Consider the following 21,796-nt stretch of genomic DNA (forward strand, 5'->3'; position numbering starts at 1 on the left):
CGCGTGGCGACCGTCCTCTTGTTGTCCTCGACGCTGATGGTGACGAGCCTCAGCGCGGAGGCGTGGGCGATACCCGGCCCCGGCATGAGCCGTGAGGATTCGATCGCGCAGGTCCATCTGCCCGATCTGCCGGAGAGCACCTCGATCGAAGGCGACGAGGAGGCCGAGAAGAGCCTCACGACCGCACCCGAGGTCCCCGTCGACCCCTACGCGCCGACCGCCGTCACTCCCTGGACGGAGAACAGCGGCACCGCGACGCTGACCGCCGAGGCCGAACCCGGCACCACCGTCCCGGTCTCCAACGGCCTGCCGGTCGCGCTCGGCGTGCCCGAGGACACCGACCCGGCCGCCATCGCGGGCGAGTGGAAGGTCGACCTGGCCGCGCCGGCCGCGTCCCAGGAGGCCGGCGTCTCCGGCCTGATCATGCAGGTCACCCCGCCGGCCACCGCCGAACCGGACGCCCAGGTCGCGCTCACCGTCGACACCACCGGCTTCGCCGACCTCTACGGTCCCCAGGCCGCCGACCGCTTCGGCCTCGTGCTGCTGCCCGAATGCGTGCTGACGTCCCCCGAAAGCGGCGACTGCGCCGCCGAGGGCGGCGTGCAGACCATGTCGGGCCGGGCGGACGGCACGGCCGAACAATTGCGCAGCACCGTGGAGGTGGTGCCGGCGAAGGACGCGCCCACCGACTCCACCGCCGCGAAGGACGCGCCCACCCGCAAGATCCTGACCGGTTCGGTGCCGGTCGCCGGCCTGCTCGGCGGCGAGGCGGCCTCGAAGACGACCGGCGCCTCCGTGCGCACCGCCGCCCTCCAGGCGGTGGACGCCTCCGGCCCGCAGGTCGTCGGCGCCCTGGACACCGGCGCGTCGGCCTCCGGCGACTTCACCGCGACGCCGCTGCTGTCCTCGGGCTCGTGGTCGGCCGGTGCCTCCTCCGGCGCCTTCACCTACGCCTACCAGGTGCAGGTTCCGGAGACCGCCGGCGGACTCAACCCCAGGGTGGCGCTGAGCTATTCCTCGCAGTCGGTCGACGGGCGCACCTCCTCGACCAACAACCAGGCCTCCTGGATCGGCGACGGCTGGGACTACAACCCGGGTTCCATCACCCGCACCTACGCCAACTGCCGCGAGGACTCGAAGAAGTCCGGGTCGAACAACGCCACCCACCGTACGGCCGACCTGTGCTGGGGCTCGAACAACGCCACCCTGTCGCTCGGCGGCATGACGACCGAGCTGGTGTGGGACAAAGACAAGGGCAAGTGGTTCACCGCCAGCGGCGACGGCTCCGTGATCGAGCAGATCAAGGACACCAAGGACCGGCAGAGCGGCAACGGCGCCAAGGACGGCGAGTACTGGGTCGTCACCACCCGTGACGGCACCCGCTACCACTTCGGCATGCACAAGCTGCCGAAGTGGAACACCGGCGACCCGGTCACCAACTCGGTCCTGACCGTCCCGGTGTACGGAAACCACGCCGACGAGCCCTGCTACAAGGCCGGCGACTGGGCCGGTTCGTGGTGCACCCAGGCCTGGCGCTGGGGGCTCGACTACGTCGAGGACGTCCACGGCAACGCCATGTCGCTGTGGTGGAAGCGCGACAAGAACTACTACGCCCGCAACTTCAACTTCAAGGCGCCGGTGGTCTACGACCGCGACGGCTACCTGGACCACATCGACTACGGGCAGCGCGCCGACAGCGTCTTCTCCAAGGAGGCCCCGGCCCGCATCGGCTTCCAGGTCGACGAGCGCTGCCTGGGCGAGGGCTCGCTGAAGTGCACCGAGGCCAACTTCACCGACAAGGACCCGGGCAAGTACCGCATCTGGTACGACACTCCGGCCGACCTGCGGTGCGACTCCGGCAAGAAGTGCTGGAACGCGGGCCCGTCGTTCTGGTCCCGCAAGCGCCTGGTCTCGATCACCACCTCGGCGCAGCGGCGCACCGACACCACCGCGCGCCAGGTGGTGGACAAGTACACGCTCACCCAGAGCTTCCCGGTCCTGAAGACCGGCCCGAACACGGCACTGTGGCTGGAGTCGATCCAGCGGACCGGATACGCCCGCCTCGGCAGCACGGACAAGAGCGTCACCCTCAACCCGGTGCGCTTCGAGTCCAACGCGGAGGACATGCCCAACCGGGTCATGCGACCCAAGGACCCGCGTCCCGGCTTCTCCCGGCTGCGCGTCGCCCGTGTCATCAACGAGTACGGCGGCGAGACCGTCGTCACCTACAAGCCGGCCGCCGGTGACTGCGCCACCGGCACCAACCTGCCCGGCAAGAAGGACACGGCGGCGCTGAAGTCCAACTCCCGCCTGTGCTACCCGTCGTTCTGGCACCCGGACCCCGAAGTCGAGGACATCGACTGGTTCCACAAGTACGTGGTGGACTCCATCGAGGAACTCCCCAACGTCGACGGTGCGTTCAGCACCAAGACGGCGTACGCGTACAAGAACGCCGGCTGGAAGCTCGCCGAGGCGGAGTTCACCAAGAAGTCCACGCGCACCTACTCGCAGTTCGCCGGGTTCGAGCAGACCACGGTGATCACGGGCGAGGACGAGCCGTCGATCGGCAGCAAGAAGTCCAAGTCCGTCACCCGCTACTTCCGCGGCATGGGCGACAACGTCTCGGTGAAGGACATCACCGGCACCGAGATCGCCAAGGACTCCGAGGCCTTCGCCGGCCGGATCGCCGAGGAACTCGGCTACGCGAAGGCGAGCGACGCGGACACCGACTGGCTGTCCCGCAGCGTCACCGTCCCGGCCGTCACCGAGCTGGCCAGGCGCGACCGCGACGACGGACTGAGCCCGCTGCGCGCCTGGCGCGTCACGGAGCCCGTGGAGATCGCGTACACCAGGTCCTCCGGCACCGGTGACGACACCCGCCGCGAGCGGATCGTCAGGACCGAGACCACCTACGAGGCGACCCACGGTCTGCCCACCCTGGTCGAGTCCCTCGGCGACACCGGTAAGACCGGGGACGAGTCCTGCACCAAGCTGGAGTACGTCCACCACACCGGCAAGAACCTCATCGGCCTGACCAAGCAGGTGCTGGTCTCGCCGACCACCTGCGCCAACGCCGACTTCGCCGACCTGACCACCCTGAGCGGCGCCACCCGCACCGCGTACGACGGCCAGGCCTACGGGGCCGCGCTCGCCGACACCACCCGCGGCCTGGCCACCGAGTCCTGGTCGCTGAACGGCACCGGCACCGGCTTCCAGACCGACGGGACCACCGGTTTCGACGCCGTCGGCCGCGTGGTCAGGCAGACCGACCCGGACGGCAAGTCCGCCACGATCACCTACACCCCGTCCTCGGGGCAGGTCTTCGAGGTCACCGAGACCAACTCCCTCGGCCACTCCCAGAAGCAGGAGCTGGAGCCGGGCCGTTCCACCGCGCTCAAGACGACCGACGCCAACGGCCGGGTGAGCGAGGCGAAGTTCGACCCGCTGGGCCGACTCGACGAAGCCTGGGCCCCGGGCCGCACCCCGTCGGCCTCGTCCGTGCCGGACTTCAGGGCCGTCTACACGATCCCGGCGTACGACCCGGAGAACCCGGATCGCAAGCCCCCGTACGTCACCACCTACACGCGCGGACACGAGGACCGCGTCGAGACCTCCGTCACCCTCTACGACGGCCTCGGCCGTGAGCGGCAGACGCAGGAGCAGGCGGACGGCGGCGGTCACCTGATCACCGACACGCTCTACAACAGCTCCGGTGAGGTCTGGCAGACGAACAACGCCTACCTGACCCACGACGCCAAGTTCGGTGAGCTGTTCGCCCCGCTCGCCGACACGGCCGTCCCCAACATCACCCGCTACAGCTACGACGGCCTCGGCCGGGTGGTCGAGGAGATGCCGGTCCTCAAGGTCATGGACCCGCTGACCAAGGAGGCCACGTCCCAGCCGGTCGCGGCGCGGGCCACCCGCTACGAGTACGGCGAGGACTGGTCGAAGGTCGTCAACCCGGAGGGAGCCTCCTCCTACCGCGTCTACACCGACGCCCTCGGCCGCACCTCCCGGGTGGACACGTTCAACCCGGCCGCGCCCGACGGCTTCACGTCGATGCGGTACGCGTACGACCACCACGGCCAGCTCGTGACGGCGACCAACTCCGCCGACAAGACGCACTCGTGGACGTGGACCTACGACCACCGGGGCCGGACGGAGACCGCCACCGACCCGGACACGGGCACCACGACGACCAAGTACGACCACTTCGACCGGCCGCTGACCACGACCAACGCCCGGGGCGTCACCGTCTGGAACGGCTACGACGAGCTGTCGCGGCCGACCCAGCAGCGCCTGAAGGACTCGAGCGGCACCCTGCTGGCCGAGTACACCTACGACACCGTCAGCGGCGGCAAGGGCATGCCCGCCACCGCCACCCGTTACACCGACGGCCTGGCGTACACCCAGAAGGTCAACGGCTACACCAAGGACTACCAGCCGACCTCGACCACGCTGACCCTGCCGTCGACGCTGGCCGCCACGTGGGGTCTGGCGACCTCCTACACGTACGGCTACACGTACAGCGACACGGGCATGCTGGAGGAGGCCTCGCTGCCGGCGGTCGGAAAACTCGCCGCCGAGAAGCTCGTCGTCCGCTACAACAAGGACGGCCAGCCCCTGTCGATCTCCGGCAAGGACTGGTACGGCTCCGAGACGGTCTACTCCCCGTACGGCCAGGTGCTGCGCTCGACCCTGGGCGCGCAGCCGTACCGGGTGTGGACGCAGAACTCGTTCGACGAGTCGAGCGGTGAGCTCCAGGACCAGTCGGTCTACCGCGAGAAGACCGACGACAAGACCCTGGTCGGCGGGAACCTCGTCTCCAACCGGTCGTACACCTACGACCCGGCGGGCAACGTCACCTCGATCCGGGAGCACTCGGACGGGATCGCGGAGCGGCAGTGCTTCAACTACGACCCGCTGGGTCAGCTGAAGTCGGCCTGGACCTCCAAGGACCAGACCGGGTGCGCCGCGCCGAAGAACAGTGACGGCACGCTGAACGTTTCGGCGGGCAAGGACAACTCCGGCTACTGGCAGGAGTACGAGTACGACCTGGTCGGCAACCGCAAGAAGCTGACCGAGAAGGACCTCACCGGCGACACCGCCAAGGACGCCACGACCACCTACTCCTACGGCAAGGCCGACGGCACCCAGCCGCACACGCTGACCCGGGTGTCGAAGACCTACACCACGCCGCAGGGCGCGCAGGTCAAGGCCGAGGCGGAGCGGCTGTACGAGCTGACGGGCGAGACCAAGTCCGTCACCTCCGTCCAGAACGGCGACAAGCAGGACCTGACCTGGACGTACGACGGCCAGGTCGACCGGATCAGCGGTCAGGGCTCGGGCGGCAGGACCCCGTATGTGGGTCTGGCGGACAAGTGCCTGGACCTGAGCTCCGGTCTGGCGACCGCCGGGCAGCCGATCCAGTTGTACTCGTGCAACTCGACGCTGGCGCAGAGCTGGCGCTTCACCCCCACTCCGGGGACGGCGCAGTCGGACCGCGACCGGGGCAGGCTGGACGTCCACGACGACTGGTGTGTGCAGCCGGCCGCCAACACGGCCGGGTCGGCCGTGCAGGTGCAGAAGTGCGACGGTTCGGCCGGTCAGGAGCTCAAGCGGAACACCGCCGGTCAGCTGTCCCACATCGCCTCGGGTCTGTGCCTGGCGGTGAAGGACGCCAACTCGGCGAACTCGACCCCGATCGTGCTGGCCGCGTGTGACAGCACGAAGTCCGCGCAGGTGTGGGCGCCGCAGAACGATACCCGTCACATCTACGGCCCCGACGGCTCCCGGCTGCTGACGATCAAGGGCAAGCAGGCCACCCTGTACCTGGACGAGGCCGAGGTCACCGTGCAGCAGGGCGGTGTCCTGGTCCACACCCAGCGCACCTACGCCGCTCCGGGCGGCGCGGTCATGCGCTACGCGAACGGCACGGGTGCCGATGTTCTGGTCGCGCTGGCCGGTGACCATCAGGGCAGCACCTACGCCGAGGTCGCCATGACCGATGGCATGCCGGTCCGGATCCGCAAGCAGGACCCATTCGGCAACCAGCGCGGGGCGGGCACGGTCGGCGTCAAGCTGCAGACCCACACCGGGTTCCTGGGTGCCACCCGTGACGATGCCTCCGGCTACCAGCCGCTGGGTGCCCGTCTGTACGACCCGGTGGTCGGACGCTTCCTGTCCGCCGACCCGGTGCTCGACCTGAACGACGTCCTTCAGTCCAACGGCTACTCCTACGCGCACAACAACCCGGTGACGATGTCCGACCCGACGGGTCTGGCCATCTCGCTGTCCGCCTCCGAAAAGGCCGCGGCCCTGGCGGGCGCGGGTCTGTCGGCGGCGCAGGTCGCCCAGGCGCAGTCCACCATGGGCAAGTCGCTGACCTCGGTGATCCTGTCCGTGGCGTGGGAGACGCTGAAGGACTTCATCGGCATCAACGACGCCCTCGCCTGCTTCGGCGGCGACATGTGGTCCTGCGGCAGCCTGATCATCCAGGCGATCCCGTGGGCCAAGCTCGGCAAGATCCCGGCGGTGATGAAGGCCGTCAACCGCACGATCAAGGCCATCGAGTCCTTCCGCGCGGCGAAGAAGGCGGCCGAGTTCGTCCTGAAGGCCGCGAAGGCGGCCGAGTCGGCCGCCCTGAGGGCGAAGAAACTGGCCATCGAGAAGGCCAAGAAGGAAGCCGCGCAACGGGCCAAGAAGAAGGCCGCCGAACAAGCGAAGAGAACCGCCGACAAGGCGTTGGCCCAAACCAAGAAAACAGGCAACGGCGTCCAGAAGCAGGCCCAGGCGAAGGCGGCTCCGAAGTCGTCGTCGGTGGCGAGCTCCGGCGGCGGCGGCGGAGGCGGCGGCAAGAGCAGCGGCTCCAAGCCGGGCGGCAGCTCGGGCGGATCCTCCCGCAACAGCGGCGGCTCCAGCGGCAGTGGCGGCTCGGGCAAGGCCGAGAGCGGCGGAACGTGCAACAGCTTCGTTCCCGGCACCAGGGTCCTGATGGCCGACGGCTCCACCAAGCCGATCGAGGAGGTCAAGGCCGGCGACAAGGTCGTCGCCACCGACCCGGAGACCGGCGAGAAGCGGATCGAGACGGTCACCGCCGAGATCAAGGGCCAGGGCCTGAAGCATCTGGTCAAGGTCAGCATCGCCACCGAGGGCAAGAAGGGCAAGAAGACGGCCCAGGTCACCGCGACCGACGGCCACCCCTTCTGGGTCCCCGAACTCGGCGAATGGATCAAGGCCACCGACCTCCACGCCGGCCAGTGGCTCCAGACCAGCGCCGGCACCTACGTCCAGATCACCGCGATCGAACGCTGGACGAGCCCCGGGGCGACCGTCCACAACCTCACCGTCGGCGACCTGCACACGTACTACGTGGCGGCCGGGGTCGTACCTGTACTCGTTCACAACAGCAACCCGCAACAATGCGAGCTTCTCTTCCCAGGGCCTAATGCCAAAGAAGGCGTGGAAGTCTCGGAATTCGGCGAGATGTCAGCGGCGGAAACCGCTCAAATCCAAGACATAGGTAATCGTCTCGGTTGTCACTCATGCGGTGCTACGACGCCAAGGGCCTCTGGCCACTGGACCCCAGATCATCAGCCGATTACGTCGCTGGTGCTTGAGGGAACCCCGCAGATGCTCTACCCGCATTGCGATAAATGCATGAGGCGCCAGGGTAATCTGGCCATGAAGCTTCTCACAGGGCAGAACCCTTCGGGCTACAGGCAGAGGCCGTCGGGGCTGGTCGTGCCGAGGGGGCTCTTGAACGCTGGCCCTAGCTGGTCCCAAAGGCCGTCTGGTCTGTGGGCTCCAGGCGCGTAGTAGGAAGTGATCCTTCAATGACAAGCGAGACGGTGTGGATCGACTCTTTGGGAGGGCTGTACGTGTGCCTTCCAGAGTCCGCGCGGGAGTTGTGGAAAGGGGGTGTCGAGGACGACGAAGATGATCCGGAGGAGTCCACCGACTACTGGCAGGCGGGTCAGACTGACGGCATCGTCGGCACATACTCCGTCGCCGGGGCGCAGGCTTTGGTGCTGGCAGCCGGCAAAGGTCCGCTCACCTACGTGCCGAGCCTAGATCTGTTTGTGCAGCGGATGGCGAAGACCTCGGTCTCGGATGTGATCAAGACCGTTGTCGGGGCTGTTCCTGCCCTGCGCTGGGAAACCATCACGGCGTGGGACGCGGGAAGCGACCTGGTGGTTTTCGACGCCGTCTGGCCGGGGAGGGGGGTTCCCCCCGGACGGCTGCTGCGGGTACCTCGACCGACAGGTCCAGTGAATGTGCAAGTAGCTGAAATAGAGCCCAGTGAGCGCTGGAATGTCTGGGTGACCCTATACCGCTTGGTGTAATTGCCCGGCCCATCTCGCGGTAATCTCACCGCACCTCTGTCGTAGTTTTGGGAACGCATCGGCGGCCGATCTGAGCGGATCGGCCGCCGATTCCTGTTGTGGTCACCTACCATTTTTGCGGTGCATCGGCCGACAGTACTAGCGCACGCCTTCCCACAGCAGGCGTTCCTGGCCGCGTGGGTCGTTTTCCGGGGTCGGGTCCTCGGTGAAGACCATCGTCGTGCGGGTGGTTGTCTCATAGGCCGGCCAGCCCGGGTCGCCCGTCTTCGCGAAGGCGAGCCAGGCCTTGTGCATCGCGTCCGCGAGAGGTTGGGGCGGGTGGGCGCCCGTCAGCGGGGTGTACGACGGGTCGTCGAGGCGGTTGAAGACGAAGGGGAGGTCCAGGGCGTGGCAAGCGCCCAGGCGGCCGGCGAACTGGGGGGAGCGCCAGGCGAATTCGTAGACGTGGGAGCCCGGGACGGATTCGGCCAGGCGGAGGGCGGGGATGCGGTAGAACCAGTCGGTCGCCACCGCGGAGAGGAGTTCGCCCGGGGTGGCGTTGGGGTGGGTCTCCCGGTAGACCGGGAGGGCCTTGGCCGGGTCCAGGCCGTATGCCGTGGTCGCGGCGTGGAGGCCGGCTTCGGGGATCCTGTCCAGGAGGCCCGTGGGGGCCAGGAACAGGCGGTACTCCTCGCGGTTGCTGCCGATCAGGAGGTCGACTCCGCAGTCGGGGCCGGGCAGGGACAGGCCGGACGTCACCGGTTCGAACGGCATGATGTTGAGTACCGCCTCGCCCCACAGGGCCGGGTCCGGGCGGGCGCTCACCTCCGCGCGGAGTTCGGCCTGGGTGGGGAGGAGGTCGGTCAGGGGGACCTCGGCGAAGGACTCCACGGTCGGTTCGATGCCGAGCTTCTCCGCCAGGCGGGCCGTGATCAGGGTCGCCGAGGGCGGGCGCAGGTAGTGGTGGCAGGCGCCGCTCTGGAGGATCGCCCGGTGGAACAGGCCGCGGGCCAGGCCGGTGGACAGCAGGGCGCCGATGCTCATCGCGCCCGCCGACTCGCCGAAGACCGTCACCCGGTCGGGGTCGCCGCCGAAGGAGGCGATGTTGGCGCGGATCCAGCGCAGGGCGGCCACCTGGTCCAGCAGTCCGCGGTTGTCCGGGACACCGGGCAGGTGGAGGAAACCGTCCGAGCCCAGGCGGTAGTTGAGAGTGACGCAGACGACCCCGCCGCGGGCGAACGCGCTGCCGTCGTACCCCGACGCCGAGCCCGATCCGTTCGTGAACGCCCCGCCGTGCAGCCACACCATCACCGGCAGGCCGGTCCCCGGTTCCGGGGCGGGCGTCCAGATGTTGAGGTTCAGGCAGTCCTCGCCGGGGATCTCGTTCTCCGGGATGAGGGTGTCGAACGGCGGCGCGTAGGGCGCGTGCGGAGCCGTCGGGCCGTACGCCGTCGCGTCGCGTACACCCGTCCAGGGCTCGGGCGGGCCCGGCGCCAGGAAGCGGCGCGGGCCGAAGGGCGGGGCGGCGTACGGCACGCCCAGGAAGGACGCCACACCGCCGTCCGCGGCGACGGAAACACCGCCGCGGACGGCGCCCTGCTCGGTCGTGCATACCGTGGTGCGTGAGGTCATGCGGTGAGGATCCCCAGCAGGGCCTCGCCGAACTCCTCCGGGCGCTCCAGGTGCACTCCGTGCCCGGCGTCCGGGACGGCGACCTCGCGGACCGTGCCGCCGTGCGCCGCGTAGCGGTCCAGGACGTGGCGGGTCTGCGCCACCATCGGCTGGGCGGGGGTCCCGTCCCAGCCGGGCACCGCGCCGATCGCGCCCAGGTGCGCCAGGTCGAACATCGAGGTGTCCGAGACGATCACGTCGTCCTCGCCACGGACCCACAGCACCGGCGGCTTGGGGTCGATCAGGGGCAGCTCGTCGAGGCGGAAGTACAGCGGGGAGAGGCAGTTGAGGACACCCCGGGTGCCGGGGGCCACGCCCGGCCAGGCCGTGGACGCCACGCTGTCGCCCGGGTAGTGGTCGTCGCCGATGCGCGTGGTGAGCATCGAGTCCACGTACGCGTCCTCGTGCTCGCCCTCGGGGCGCCACGGCGGCTTGACGTAGCAGGTCGCCAGGACGGAGCGGGGCGTGACCGGGGAGTCCTCGCCGCGCTCGCCCTTGGCCAGCAGCGCGACGAACTCCGCATTGGCGGTGCCGCCGCCCGAGCCCGCACCGTCCTCGGAGTTGAGGGTCCCGTCCACCCCGTGCGTGCCGCCGAAGCCGTACGGGGAGACGGGGTTGACCAGGGTCAGGGAGCGCGCCGCGGCCGGGTGGTCGGACAGGTACTGCATGATCACGCCCCCGCCCATGGACCAGCCCACCAGGTGCGCCCGGTCGATGCCGAGGGCCGTCAGCAGCGCGGCGAGGTCGTCGGCGTGGTCGCGCACGCCGCGGGTGGCGTCGATGGGCAGCGGATCGGTGCCGCCGAAGCCGCGCAGGTCCAGCGCGATCGGGCGGTAGCGGTCCGGCAGCAGCGCCATGGTGGTGTGCCAGAAGGTGGAGGAGGAGACGTTGCCGTGTACGAAGACGACCGGTTCGCCCTCGTCCCGGAGGTCGGTGACCTGGACGGTCAGGCGGTCGGTGGGTACCCGGCGGGTGCGGAAGCTGCTCGTGGTCATCGTCATCTGGTCCTTCGGTCCGTTACGAGAGCCAACTGGCGATCTGGGCGGCGGCCGAGCCGTTCCAGCCCAGTTCCAGGTGGTTGGCGCCGGCGATGGTGGCGGTGCCGCCGACCGTGCGGACGCCGGTGGTGTCGAGCGCGCTGGCGATGAAGACGACACCGTCGCTCGGCCCGCGGTTCTCGTTGAAGATGCCGACGACGGTGGGGGACCCGCCGGCCAGCAGGTAGGTGGTGACGGAGGCGGGTACGCCGGCGTCGTGCAGCGGCTTGATCAGCGATCCTGCGTCGATGGCGGCCTGGATGCCGTTGCCCGCGGTGTAGAAGCCCTGGCCGCCGTAGTACGTCGTGTACCAGTCCTGCGCGGCGCCGTCGACCCCGTACGTGCCGTCCCAGCGGGCCAGCATCTGCCGCTGGCCGGGGTAGTTGTCGTAGCCGCCGGAGGGCGTCATCGAGAACTCGGGGTGCGCGGTGTACAGGCCGTAGCAGGTCATCCGCGTGTGCGGGGAGGGCGCGTTGACCGTGCCGCCGCACTCGGGCCAGATGGAGAAGTCGTGCGCCCAGCCGTGCGCGTACGGGTAGTCGTAGCCGCCGTTCGGACCGCCGACCGTGATCAGCTTGCGCACGTCACCGGCGTACGCCCGCCCCCAGCTCGGCTTCAGCGACGACACGTACGCGCGGGTCGACATCTCGCCCTTGCTCCAGCCGACGAGGTCGACCTTGTCGACGCCCAGCTTCGCCTTGATGACGGCGACGGCGTCGCCGACGATCTGCGCCTGCATGAGGTTGTCGCCCTGCTTGTGCGCGAAGCCGACGGCGAAGACGCGGTGGCCGCGCGCGGACAGGTACTGCATCAGACCGGTGGAGGGGCAGGACAGCGCGCCGCAGCCGTAGCCGCCGGCCTCGCCCGGGTTGGCCCAGGCGCGGTCCGCGGTGTCGTTGGCGCCGTGCACGAGCAGGACCGGGGTGGTGCGGCTGCCGGTGTCCCAGCCGGGGGCCGAGTAGAGCAGGAAGCGGTTGGAGGAGGGGCGGGAGACCCCGCCGAAGTAGGTGACGCGCTTTCCGTCCTGGTCGCCGCGGCCGTCGGACGGGTAGCCCTCGGTGCGGAATCCGGGGGTGGTGTCGAGGTAGCGCTCCACGCCCTCCCAGCCGTTGGTGACGGTGCCGGCCCCGTAGCTCGCCTCCAGGGTGAGGTAGGACGGCGGCGGCTCGGCGGCCGACGCGGTGCCGGCGCCGGCCACCAGTCCGGCCGCCACCGCCGTCAGCAGGGCGAGCAGCGCCCGCCACCGGCCCGTACGGCTTCGTCTGTCCCGCATGTCCCCGCCCTCTCCGGCGCGCTCGCACGGCTCCGTCCCACTGCGGCGGCCCACCTTAGGCGCGGCATACGGCGGGAGGGCATGTGTGCGGAACCCATAAGGAGGGCGGTCTGTATGGGGCAACAAGCCCGCAAGCCCGCAAGCCCGCGGTGCGCGGTCCGCACCCCGCAGCCCACCTCGGCCGGCCGACAGGGGAGTGCCGGGCGCGGTCGAGGCGGGCTGCGGACCGCCGTCGCCTCAGACGGTCTGCGCCGCCCGCCGCCGGGCACGGACCCGGTACCCGTAGGCGGCCAGCACCACCGCCAGGCTGAGGAAGCTCATTCCCACCTGCGGCCGTGTCTCCGGCATGACGACCATGACCGCGAGCACCCCGGCCATCCACGCGATGGTCACGTAGGACAGGTACGGGAAGAGCCACATCTTCAGCTGGATCGGCTCGCTGCCGTCGCGCTCGATCCGCCTGCGCTGCCGGATCTGCGCCGCCACCAGCACGATGTAGTAGATGAGCTGGATGGCGCCGGAGGAGTTGATGAGGAAGATGAAGACCTGTTCGGGGAAGAAGTAGTTGGCGACCACGGCGAGGTAGCCCATCGACGTCCCGGCGAGGATCGCCCGGACCGGCACGCCGCGGGAGTTGACCCTGGCGAGGAACTTCGGCGCCTCGCCCTGCTCGGCCAGGGTGAGCAGCATGCGCGAGGTGATGTACAGGCAGGAGTTGAGCGAGCTGAGCACCGCCGTCAGCACGACCACCTGCATCATGACCGAGGTGTAGGGGATGCCCGCGGCGTCCAGGGCGACCGCGAACGGGCTCTTGATGATCTTGCCGGAGAACGAGAAGTCCCACGGCACGATGCACACGATCAGCAGCACCGACAGCACGTAGAAGGTGAAGACCCGGTACATCACCTGCTTCGTCGCCTTGGCGGCGTACTCGGCGGGCTTCTCGGACTCGGCGGCCGCGATCGTGGCGATCTCCGCGCCGCCCATGGAGAACAGCACCGTCACGCTGCCGATCACCGCGGCCGTGACGCCCAGCGGGAAGAAGCCGCCGGAGCCGAACAGGTGGCTCAGGCCCGGACTGGGCCGACTGGTGCCGCCGAACAGGAAGACCACCGCGACGCAGGCGAAGAAGATGATCGCCGCGATCTTGACGGAGGCGAGCCAGAACTCCGACTCGCCGTAGGCCTTCACCGACAGCAGGTTGATGGCCGTCATCACCAGCATCAGGCCCAGGCACAGGGCCCAGGTGGGCACCGAGGGCAGATAGCCGCCCAGGATGCCGGCCCCGGCGACGGCCTCGATGGCCGCCACGACGACCCAGAAGTACCAGTAGAGCCAGCCGATGGTGAATCCGGCCCAGTTGCCGAGCCCGTGCCGGGCGAAGTTGGCCACCGAGCCCGCCGACGGCCGCAGCACGGCCATCTCGCCGATGGCCCGCATCACGAAGATCATCAGTACGCCGCTGACGGCGTAGCTCAACACGGCCGCGGGACCGGTCTGGTTGATCACCGCACCCGAGCCGACGAACAGCCCGGCGCCGATGATGCCGCCGAGCGCGATCATCGTCAGATGCCGGTTCTTCAGGGATCTCTTGAGTCCGCCGCCGGGGGCGGTGGGTTCTTCGGGGAGAACGGTCGAAACGGGTCGATCACTGGTCGTTGCCACGGTGGACCTCGTTCTTCTTCTGATACGACGAGGGGAAGGGGTAAGCCGGAGCCGTCCCGGGAGGTGCTCCGGTCAGGAGCACCCCGTGTCGCGCACACCACGGGTCAGGCGCACCACGCGTGGGCGGCGGCCGCGTAGATCTCGACGATCTCGAGGTACTTGCTCGTCTCGACCCATTCGTTCGCCCAGTTGTAAGGGGGCGTGCCCGGGCCGATGTTGACCGCGTCGATACCGGCCTGCTTGAGGGGGACCATGTCGGTCCAGAACTGGATGCCGCGGAAGACCGGGTCGCCGCCGGCGGTGCGGACCGCGTCGGCCACGGTGCGGGCGATGGGCTCCTCGGTGCCGATCTCGTACGGCAGGCGCGGACCGCTGAGCCAGTGGGGGCTGAACTCGACCGTCGCCCTGATCCGGGGGTCGTCGGCGCTCAGCTTGTCGATCATGGCGATGACCTGCTGCCGGACCGCGTAGGGGTCCTGGGACGGCAGCAGCCGCAGGTCCAGCGAGATCGTGCACCGGTCGGGGACCTGGTTGTGCTTGGTGCCGCCCCGGATGGTGCCGATATTGAGGATCGGGCCGCCGGGAAGTTCCGGGTGGGGCTCGTAGGGCAGGGTGCCCTCCAGCTCGCGCAGGGCGGCCAGGATCGGCTCCATCGTCTCGATCGCGTTGAGCCCCAGGTGCTTGCCCGCGGTGTGCGCCTGCTTGCCGTAGGTCGTGACCTCCAGATAGGCCGCGCCGCGGTGCACCGCGCCGATGGTGTTGTCCGTCGGTTCGCCGCAGACGGCCGCGTCGGCGGTGAAGCCGGCGTCGATCAGGGAACGGGTGCCGACCCCGCCCTCGAAGTGACAGGACACCCCCTGGAAGACCAGGTCGCCGCGCGGGCGGGTGCCCGATTCCAGGACCCGGCGCATCACCGCGAGCGACGCCGTGGTCGCGGCCTTCATGTCGGCGATCCCCGAACCGTAGATCTTTCCGTCGGCGATGTAGGGGGCGAACGGGTCGGTGTCCCAGTCCCCGGAGACCTCGTAGGTGTCCAGGTGGCCGTTGAGGATCAGGGACCTGCCGCCACCCGTTCCCTTGATCCGGGCCCCCACGCTGGGCCGGCCCGGCATCGACTCCACCAGGCCCACCTCGTCCGCGCCCCACTGCCGTAGCTGGTCGGCGATGAACTCTGCGAGTTCCCGCTCCCGGCCCCAGGTGGAATCGATCGCCAATGTCTGAAGGAGAAGGTCGAGATCGCGGTTCGACATGGACTTGCGTCTCCGTCCGGCTGAGTGGTTGAGCTGGAGTGCAGGTCATTCAGCCAGCAAACGCGGAGTTAGAACAAACAGAATTATTTGAAGTCAGTCATCGAAGGAATCGATGGTTCCGCTCAGCGTCTCGGCGCATTGCGCGACGAACGCGACGGCACGGCGGCTGGGCGCGAGATCGGCGAGGCGCACGATGCCGACGTTCAGTCCGGGCGGTCGCGGGGTCAGCGGCCTGCTGACGATCTCCAGGCCGTCGTAGCTGATCGGGATGCCCGGGCGCTGGGTCAGCACCGAGTAGCCGAGGCCGTGGGCGACCAGCGAGCGGACCATCTCGAAGTTGGTCGCCCGGTAGCGCACGTTCGGCATCAGGCCCTCGCTCTTGAACAGGGACAGGAAGTAGGTGGCGCCCGGCGGGAGGTCGAACAGGATCATCGGTTCGGTGGCCAGGTCCGCCACACCGACCTCGTCCCGGGCGGCCAGCCGGTGGCGGGCCGGCAGCAGCACGTAGGGCTCGGCGGCGTACAGCGCCGTCATCCGCAGGTCCTTCGCCAGCCTGAACTCGTCCGCCTCGTACATCAGGGCGATGTCGCAGCTGACGCCGCGCAGCTGGCTCACGAGGTACTGGTCGGACCCCTCGATGAAGCTGAGGTCCACGTCCGGGTACTTCGCCACGAAGTCGGCGATGACACGGGGCAGCAGCACCGCCGCCAGCGTGCTGTAGCAGCCCACGACCAGGCTGCCCGACAGGGACGACGTCACCGAGCGCGCCGAGTCCCGCAGCTCGTCCACGCCGGACAGCAGCCGCCGCGCGTCCGCCAGCGCCTGCCGCCCCGGGGTGGTCAGCTTCAGTCCGCGGGCGTGCCGCAGGAACAGCTGCACGCCGAGGTTCTCCTCCAGCTCGGCCAGCGAGGTGGAGACCGCCGACTGGGTCAGGTGCACCTTCGCGGCGGCGGCGGTGACGCTGCCCGTCTCGGCGGCGGCGACGAAGTATTCGAGCTGTCGAAAACTGATCTCGTGCATGGCCACGCGGTCCTCTCTGCCGCCCCGAAACGTATAAGTGAAATCGAAGGCTGTCCACAAAAACTTCTGTTGGTCCTATGGCAGAGCGCGCTCACATACTTCTCGGCAAGTCAGCACGGCACTTTCCCCGAAGGAGGCGAAGTCGTGCCAAGTCCCGAGGCAGATGTGCAGACGGCCACGATCACGTCGGTCCCGGCCGCCCGGTTCCGGGCCGCCATGGGCGCCGCGGCCACCGGCGTCACCGTGGTCGCCACGGACGGCCCGTCGGGCCGGTTCGCGCAGACGGTGAGCGCGATGTGTTCGGTGTCCGAGGCCCCCCCGAGTCTCCTGGTGTGCGTCAACCAGCGAAGCCCGATGAACGAGGCGATCCAGGCCCACGGATCGTTCGCGGTCAGCGTCCTGGGCCGGCAGCACGACCACGTCGCGGACACGTTCGCCGGCCGCCCGTGGCCGGGCAAGGAGAAGTGGGACTTCACCTGCGGCGAGTGGGAGCGGACGGCGTCGGGCGCGCCGCGGCTCGCGGACGCCGTCGCGTCCTTCGACTGCGAGCTGCACACCGTGCTCACCGTCGGCACCCACCACGTCTACGTCGGGGCGATCCGCGACGTCACCGCCGCCGGCGGCACCCCGCTCGTCTACAGCGGCCGGCGGTACGCGCGGCCCGAGACCTTCCCGCCGTCGACGTTCCCGGACTTTCCCGGGTCCGGTCCGGTCCACCACCAGCAGCGAAGGACGACACGATGATCCGTACAGGCGACGAGTACCGCGAGTCCATCAGGGACGGCCGGCAGGTCTGGGTGGACGGGGAGAAGGTCGACGACGTCACCCGGCACCCGATGTTCAAGCCGATCGTCGACGTCCGGGCCCGGATCCACGACCTGGCGCACGAAGAGGCGACCCAGGCCCGGATGACCTACCAGGACGCCGAGACCGGTGAGCTCAACGCGGTCGCGAACAAGCTGCCCCGCACCCGGCAGGACTGGCACGACAAGCGGGCCGCGGTCGAACTGGTGCAGCGGGCCGCGGGCGGGGTCGCCACCCGCGTCGGCGACGAGACCGTCGGCGAGATGTGGTCCCTCTACGACGGCCAGGACGTGCTCAACGAGGTCGACCCGCGCTTCTCCGAGAACATCCGGCGGCACATCGCCCGGGCCGTCACCGCCGACCCGTTCCACGTCTCGGCCAACACCGACCCCAAGGGCGACCGGTCCAAGGCGCCCAAGGACCAGGACCCGGACATGCTGCTGCACGTGGTGCGGGAGACCGACAACGGGATCGTGGTCCGCGGCGCCAAGTACGAGACCGCCGCGGCCTACGCCAACCAGGCCTTCACCAAGCCGACGATCGCCAACTGGGGCAACGACGCGATGTCCGACTACGCCGTCGGATTCGTGCTGGACATGGGCGCGCCGGGCCTGAAGTTCGTCTGCCGCAACGGGTTCGCGGGCCGCGCCCCGGCGAGCGACTACCCGCTGGCGAACCGGGTCGACGAGGTCGAGTCGCTGGTGATCTTCGACGACGTCGAGATCCCCTGGGAGGACGTGCTGTTCTACCAGCACACCCGCGCCGCCTCCTTCATCCGCGCCACGCTGCACCGCTACAGCGCCTTCCCGTTCGTGCAGCGCACCCTGCATCTGGCGGACCTGATGATCGGCGCCGCCTTGTGGAACGTGAAGCAGACGGGTTTGGAGAAGCAGCCCGCCGTGCAGGAGAAGCTGGCCCAGCTGGCCTGCTACCGGGAGAGCGTCAACGCGCATCTGACGGCCGCGATCGCGATGGCCGAGCCGAGCCCGGGCGGCCTGCTGATGCCGAACCAGTCCCTCCTCTACACCGGGCGTGTGGTCGCGCTGTCCCAGCTCCCGGTCATGATGCACACCGCCCGCGAGCTGTGCGGCGGCCAGATCTGCATCACCCCGGACGCGGCGACGTTCGCGGACCCCGAGGTCGCCCCGTGGCTGGAGAAGTACTACACGGTCAACGAGAACTGGGTGGCCGAGGACCGGCGCCGGCTGCTGGCCTTCGCCCGCGACCTGCTCAACAGCGACTACGCCGGGCACCGGCTGACGTTCCAGCTGTTCGCACAGTCCCCGCCGTTCGCCCAACTCGGCGCGGTGTACCGCAACTTCGACTTCAACGGCCCGCTGGACCTGGTCAAGGCGGCGGCCGAGCTGTCCGACAAGGTCGACGCGTCGCGCTGACCGCGCCGCGCGCCCGCACAGGGAGGATCACCCATGACGTTTTCCCTCATCGCCCGTGACGCGACCACCGGCGCGTTCGGTGTCGTCGTCACCTCTTCGAGCCCCGCGGTCGCCGCGCGGTGCGCTCACGTCCGCAGCGGTGTCGGAGCCGCCGCCTCGCAGAACGTCACCAACCCGGCGCTCGGGCCGCGGCTGCTGGGGCTGCTGGCGGAGGGCGTGGACCCCGGGCACGCGGTCGCGGCCGCCGTCGCCTCGGACGAGCACAGCGGCTACCGGCAACTGGCGGTGGTGGACGCGCGGGGGCGGACCGCCGCGTTCTCCGGCGAGGGCACGCTGGGCACCCACCGCGCCGTCGAGGGCGACGGTGTGGTCGCGGCCGGCAACCTGCTCTCGGACCCCGGCGTGGTGGACGCCATGCTGGCCGCCTACGAGCGGGCCGCCGGTGCCGAGTTCGAGGAGCGGCTGCTGGCCGGACTGCTCGCCGGCCGGGACGCCGGCGGCGAGGAGGGCCCGGAGCACTCGGCGGGCCTCGTCGTCGTGCACGAGGTGAGCTGGCCGGTCACCGACCTGCGGGTGGACTGGGCGGACGACGACCCGATGGGCGAGCTCGCACAGCTGTGGCGGCGGTGGGCGAAGGAGAAGCGGGACTACCTGTCCCGGGCGCTGAACCCCACCGAGGCGCCGAGCTACGGCGTACCGGGTGACCTGTGAGCACGCTCAAGGACCGGGCGGCGGCGCGGCTGCCCGGTCTGTCCGACCAGCTGCTGCGCCTGTCCCACCGCCTGCACGCCCACCCCGAGGTCGCCTGGGAGGAGCACCGTGCGGCGCGGTGGGTCGCCGAGGAGCTCGAGGGCCTCGGCTACACCGTCGAGCCGGAGTTCTGCGGGCTGCCGACCGCGTTCCGGGCCCGGATCGGCAGCGGCCCGCTCAACGTCGCGGTCTGCGCCGAGTACGACGCGCTGCCCGGCCTCGGACACGCCTGCGGGCACAACGTCATCGCCGCCGCGGCAGTGGGCGCCGCCGGGCTGCTGGCCGACCTCGCGGACGAGGCCGGGCTGACCGTCACCGTGCTCGGCACCCCGGCCGAGGAGGGCGGCGGCGGGAAGATCCTGATGCTCGACCGGGGCGGGTTCGACGGCGTGCACGCCGCCATGATGATCCACCCCGGCCCGCTCGACGTCGCCCGGGCCGAGCCCTTCGCTGTGGCGCACCACAGGATCCGCTACCACGGGCGGGCCTCCCACGCGGCGGCCTACCCCGAGTACGGGCGCAACGCCGCGGACGCGTTCACCGTCGCCCAGACGGCGATCGGGCTGCTGCGTCAGCAGCTCGGCGCGGGGACCCGGGTGCACGGCATCGTCACCCGCGGCGGGGAGGCCCCGAACGCGATTCCCGAGCTGACCGAGGGCCGCTGGTACGTGCGCGCGGAGAACCTGGCCGACCTCGCGGAACTCGAGACCCGGGTGCACCGGTGCTTCGAGGCCGGGGCCCTCGCGACGGACTGCCGGCTGGAGATCGAGCCGGAGAGCCCGCCCTACGCCGACTTCGTCAACGACGAGGACCTGCTCGCGCTCTACGTCGGCAACGCCACCGCGCTGGGCCGCGCGTTCCCCGAACCGAGCGCGGACTCCCGGATGAACCGGGCGTCCACGGACATGGGCAACGTCTCGCACCGGGTGCCGGCCATCCACCCGTACCTGGGCATCGACTCGCTCCCGGCGGTCAACCACCAGAAGGAGTTCGCCGCGCACTGCGCCGGGCCGGCCGCCGACCGGGCGGTCCTCGACGGCGCCCTCGCCATGGCCTGGACCTGTCTCGACCTGGCCACCCTCGACGACCTGCGCGGACGGCTGCTCGACGGCAGGCAGGCCGCCCGATGACCGAACAGAAAGGCGGGGCGGCATGACGACCTCGTTTCGCACCGAGCGGGACCTGATCGGTCGCCTCGACGTGCCCGACGGCGTGCGCTGGGGCATCCACACCGCCCGCGCCCTGGAGAACTTCCCGGTGTCGGGCACGCCGATCTCGTCGTACCCCCACCTGGTGAGCGCGCTCGCCGCGGTCAAGCAGGCGGCCGCGCTCGCCAACCGGGACCTCGGTCTCCTCGACGCGTCCCGGGCGCGGGCCGTCGTCGAGGCCTGCGAGCAGATCCGGAAGGGGGACCTGCACGAGGAGTTCGTGGTCGACGTCGTGCAGGGCGGGGCCGGCACCTCGACCAACATGAACGCCAACGAGGTGATCGCCAACCGGGCCCTGGAGATCCTGGGCCGCCCCCGGGGCGACTACGGGCACCTCGACCCGCACGCTCACGTCAACCTCGGCCAGAGCACCAACGACGCCTACCCCACGGCACTGCGGGTGGGGCTCTGCGAGGCGGCCGACGACCTGCTCGCCGCGCTGGCGTTGCTCGAGGACGCGTTCCGGGCCAAGGCGGCGGAGTTCGCGGACTTCCTCAAGATGGGCCGGACCCAGTTGCAGGACGCGGTGCCGATGACCCTGGGACAGGAGTTCGGCGCGTTCGCCGTCATGGTGGCCGAGGACCAGCAGCGGCTGCGCGAGGCCCGGGACCTGCTCCTCGAGGTCAACCTGGGCGGCACGGCGATCGGCACCGGGCTGAACGCCCCCGACGGCTACGCCCGGCTGGCCACCCGGCACCTGGCGGCGCTCACCGGCCGGCCGTTCGTCTCCGCCGCGGATCTGGTGGCGGCCACGCAGGACGTGGGCGCGCTCGTGCAGTTCTCGGGGATGCTCAAACGCACGGCGGTCACCCTGTCCAAGGTGGCCAGTGACCTGCGGCTGCTGTCCTCGGGGCCGCGGGCCGGCCTGGCCGAGATCCGGCTGCCCGCGGTGCAGGCGGGGTCGAGCATCATGCCGGGCAAGGTGAACCCGGTGATCGCGGAGATGGTGAACCAGGTCGCGTTCTGCGTGGTGGGCAACGACGTCACGGTGTCGATGGCCGCCGAGGCGGGGCAGCTCCAGCTGAACGCCTTCGAACCGGTCGTCGCCCGCTGCCTGTTCCAGGGCGTGACCGAACTGACCGCGGCCTGCCGCCTGCTGGCGACCAGGTGCGTGCACGGCATCACCGCCGACCGGGACCGGCTGCGGGCGGATGTCGAGCGGTCGATCGGGCTGGTGACCGCGCTGGTGCCGCACCTGGGGTACCACCGGGCGACCGAGGTGGCGCAGGCGGCGCTGCGCAACGGAACCGGTGTGGTCGAGGAGATCCGCACCCGGAACCTGCTCGACGACGGGACCCTGCTCGCCCTGCTCGGCGACCCGGAACGGCTCGTGGGCCCACGGCGCGAGCAGCGATCCGACGACTGAACCGGCGCACGGCGGGCCGGCAAGCACTGACAAC

Annotated in this window: 13 protein-coding genes; 7 read left to right on the top strand and 6 right to left on the bottom strand. The window is 70.1% G+C overall.

The genetic code is table 11. The annotated features are described in order from the left end of the window. Positions 1-3 precede the first annotated feature (3 nt). A complete protein-coding gene (locus ACIHCX_RS12390; RefSeq protein WP_400028894.1) occupies positions 4-7,818 on the top strand; it encodes a ricin-type beta-trefoil lectin domain protein in 7,815 nt (2,604 codons plus the stop codon). A gap of 17 nt (positions 7,819-7,835) precedes the next feature. Continuing rightward, positions 7,836-8,345, top strand: a complete 510-nt coding sequence (locus ACIHCX_RS12395) for an Imm21 family immunity protein (RefSeq protein ID WP_400028895.1) — start codon at positions 7,836-7,838, stop codon at positions 8,343-8,345. A 138-nt stretch (positions 8,346-8,483) separates the two neighbouring features. On the opposite strand, the gene ACIHCX_RS12400 is transcribed toward ACIHCX_RS12395, so the two are convergent. The 6 genes from ACIHCX_RS12400 to ACIHCX_RS12425 form a co-directional block, all read right to left on the bottom strand. After that, positions 8,484-9,956 carry a carboxylesterase/lipase family protein gene (locus ACIHCX_RS12400; protein WP_400028896.1) on the bottom strand — a complete coding sequence of 491 codons (1,473 nt, stop codon included), beginning with the start codon at positions 9,954-9,956 and terminating at the stop codon, positions 8,484-8,486. Beyond that, positions 9,953-10,990: an alpha/beta fold hydrolase gene (locus ACIHCX_RS12405; RefSeq protein WP_400028897.1), complete on the bottom strand. Its 1,038-nt coding sequence runs from the start codon at positions 10,988-10,990 to the stop codon at positions 9,953-9,955. The genes ACIHCX_RS12400 and ACIHCX_RS12405 overlap by 4 nt, the downstream gene beginning before the upstream one ends. 22 nt (positions 10,991-11,012) lie before the next feature. Continuing rightward, on the bottom strand, positions 11,013-12,305 hold the full coding sequence (locus ACIHCX_RS12410; protein ID WP_400028898.1) for an esterase/lipase family protein: 1,293 nt from the start codon (positions 12,303-12,305) through the stop codon (positions 11,013-11,015). Between the two features lie 237 nt (positions 12,306-12,542). Then, complete coding sequence (locus ACIHCX_RS12415) at positions 12,543-13,970, bottom strand: amino acid permease (protein ID WP_400028899.1); 1,428 nt, start codon at positions 13,968-13,970, stop codon at positions 12,543-12,545. A gap of 104 nt (positions 13,971-14,074) precedes the next feature. Next, positions 14,075-15,220, bottom strand: a complete 1,146-nt coding sequence (locus tag ACIHCX_RS12420; RefSeq protein WP_400028900.1) for a M20 family metallopeptidase — start codon at positions 15,218-15,220, stop codon at positions 14,075-14,077. A gap of 93 nt (positions 15,221-15,313) precedes the next feature. Beyond that, entirely contained in the window at positions 15,314-16,240 is a 927-nt protein-coding gene (locus ACIHCX_RS12425) for a LysR family transcriptional regulator (protein ID WP_400028901.1), read from the bottom strand. A 144-nt stretch (positions 16,241-16,384) separates the two neighbouring features. Here ACIHCX_RS12425 and ACIHCX_RS12430 point away from each other — a divergent pair, with 144 nt between their 5' ends. The 5 genes from ACIHCX_RS12430 to ACIHCX_RS12450 are packed head-to-tail and all read left to right on the top strand — an operon-like array spanning position 16,385 to position 21,762. Continuing rightward, a complete protein-coding gene (locus tag ACIHCX_RS12430; protein ID WP_400028902.1) occupies positions 16,385-16,984 on the top strand; it encodes a flavin reductase family protein in 600 nt (199 codons plus the stop codon). After that, positions 16,981-18,438: a 4-hydroxyphenylacetate 3-hydroxylase family protein gene (locus tag ACIHCX_RS12435; RefSeq protein ID WP_400028903.1), complete on the top strand. Its 1,458-nt coding sequence runs from the start codon at positions 16,981-16,983 to the stop codon at positions 18,436-18,438. Before ACIHCX_RS12430 ends, ACIHCX_RS12435 begins: the two co-directional genes overlap by 4 nt. A gap of 33 nt (positions 18,439-18,471) precedes the next feature. Next, positions 18,472-19,149 carry a DUF1028 domain-containing protein gene (locus ACIHCX_RS12440; protein WP_400028904.1) on the top strand — a complete coding sequence of 226 codons (678 nt, stop codon included), beginning with the start codon at positions 18,472-18,474 and terminating at the stop codon, positions 19,147-19,149. Further along, a complete protein-coding gene (locus ACIHCX_RS12445) occupies positions 19,146-20,318 on the top strand; it encodes a M20 family metallopeptidase (RefSeq protein WP_400028905.1) in 1,173 nt (390 codons plus the stop codon). Before ACIHCX_RS12440 ends, ACIHCX_RS12445 begins: the two co-directional genes overlap by 4 nt. A gap of 22 nt (positions 20,319-20,340) precedes the next feature. Then, positions 20,341-21,762 (top strand): aspartate ammonia-lyase, encoded by a 1,422-nt coding sequence (locus ACIHCX_RS12450; RefSeq protein WP_400028906.1) that lies wholly within the window; start codon positions 20,341-20,343, stop codon positions 21,760-21,762. Positions 21,763-21,796: the final 34 nt, after the last annotated feature.

Origin of the sequence: Streptomyces sp. NPDC052043, assembly GCF_044548235.1 — a bacterium.
Lineage (GTDB): Bacteria > Actinomycetota > Actinomycetes > Streptomycetales > Streptomycetaceae > Streptomyces.

What these genes read in the sequence shown, in the direction of transcription:
- ACIHCX_RS12420 (WP_400028900.1), bottom strand. Translation starts at nt 15,220, where the DNA reads ATGTCGAACCGCGATCTCGACCTTCTCCTTCAGACATTGGCGATCGAT.
- ACIHCX_RS12435 (WP_400028903.1), top strand. Translation starts at nt 16,981, where the DNA reads ATGATCCGTACAGGCGACGAGTACCGCGAGTCCATCAGGGACGGCCGG.
- ACIHCX_RS12395 (WP_400028895.1), top strand. Translation starts at nt 7,836, where the DNA reads ATGACAAGCGAGACGGTGTGGATCGACTCTTTGGGAGGGCTGTACGTG.
- ACIHCX_RS12405 (WP_400028897.1), bottom strand. Translation starts at nt 10,990, where the DNA reads ATGACCACGAGCAGCTTCCGCACCCGCCGGGTACCCACCGACCGCCTG.
- ACIHCX_RS12425 (WP_400028901.1), bottom strand. Translation starts at nt 16,240, where the DNA reads ATGCACGAGATCAGTTTTCGACAGCTCGAATACTTCGTCGCCGCCGCC.
- ACIHCX_RS12440 (WP_400028904.1), top strand. Translation starts at nt 18,472, where the DNA reads ATGACGTTTTCCCTCATCGCCCGTGACGCGACCACCGGCGCGTTCGGT.
- ACIHCX_RS12410 (WP_400028898.1), bottom strand. Translation starts at nt 12,305, where the DNA reads ATGCGGGACAGACGAAGCCGTACGGGCCGGTGGCGGGCGCTGCTCGCC.
- ACIHCX_RS12400 (WP_400028896.1), bottom strand. Translation starts at nt 9,956, where the DNA reads ATGACCTCACGCACCACGGTATGCACGACCGAGCAGGGCGCCGTCCGC.
- ACIHCX_RS12450 (WP_400028906.1), top strand. Translation starts at nt 20,341, where the DNA reads ATGACGACCTCGTTTCGCACCGAGCGGGACCTGATCGGTCGCCTCGAC.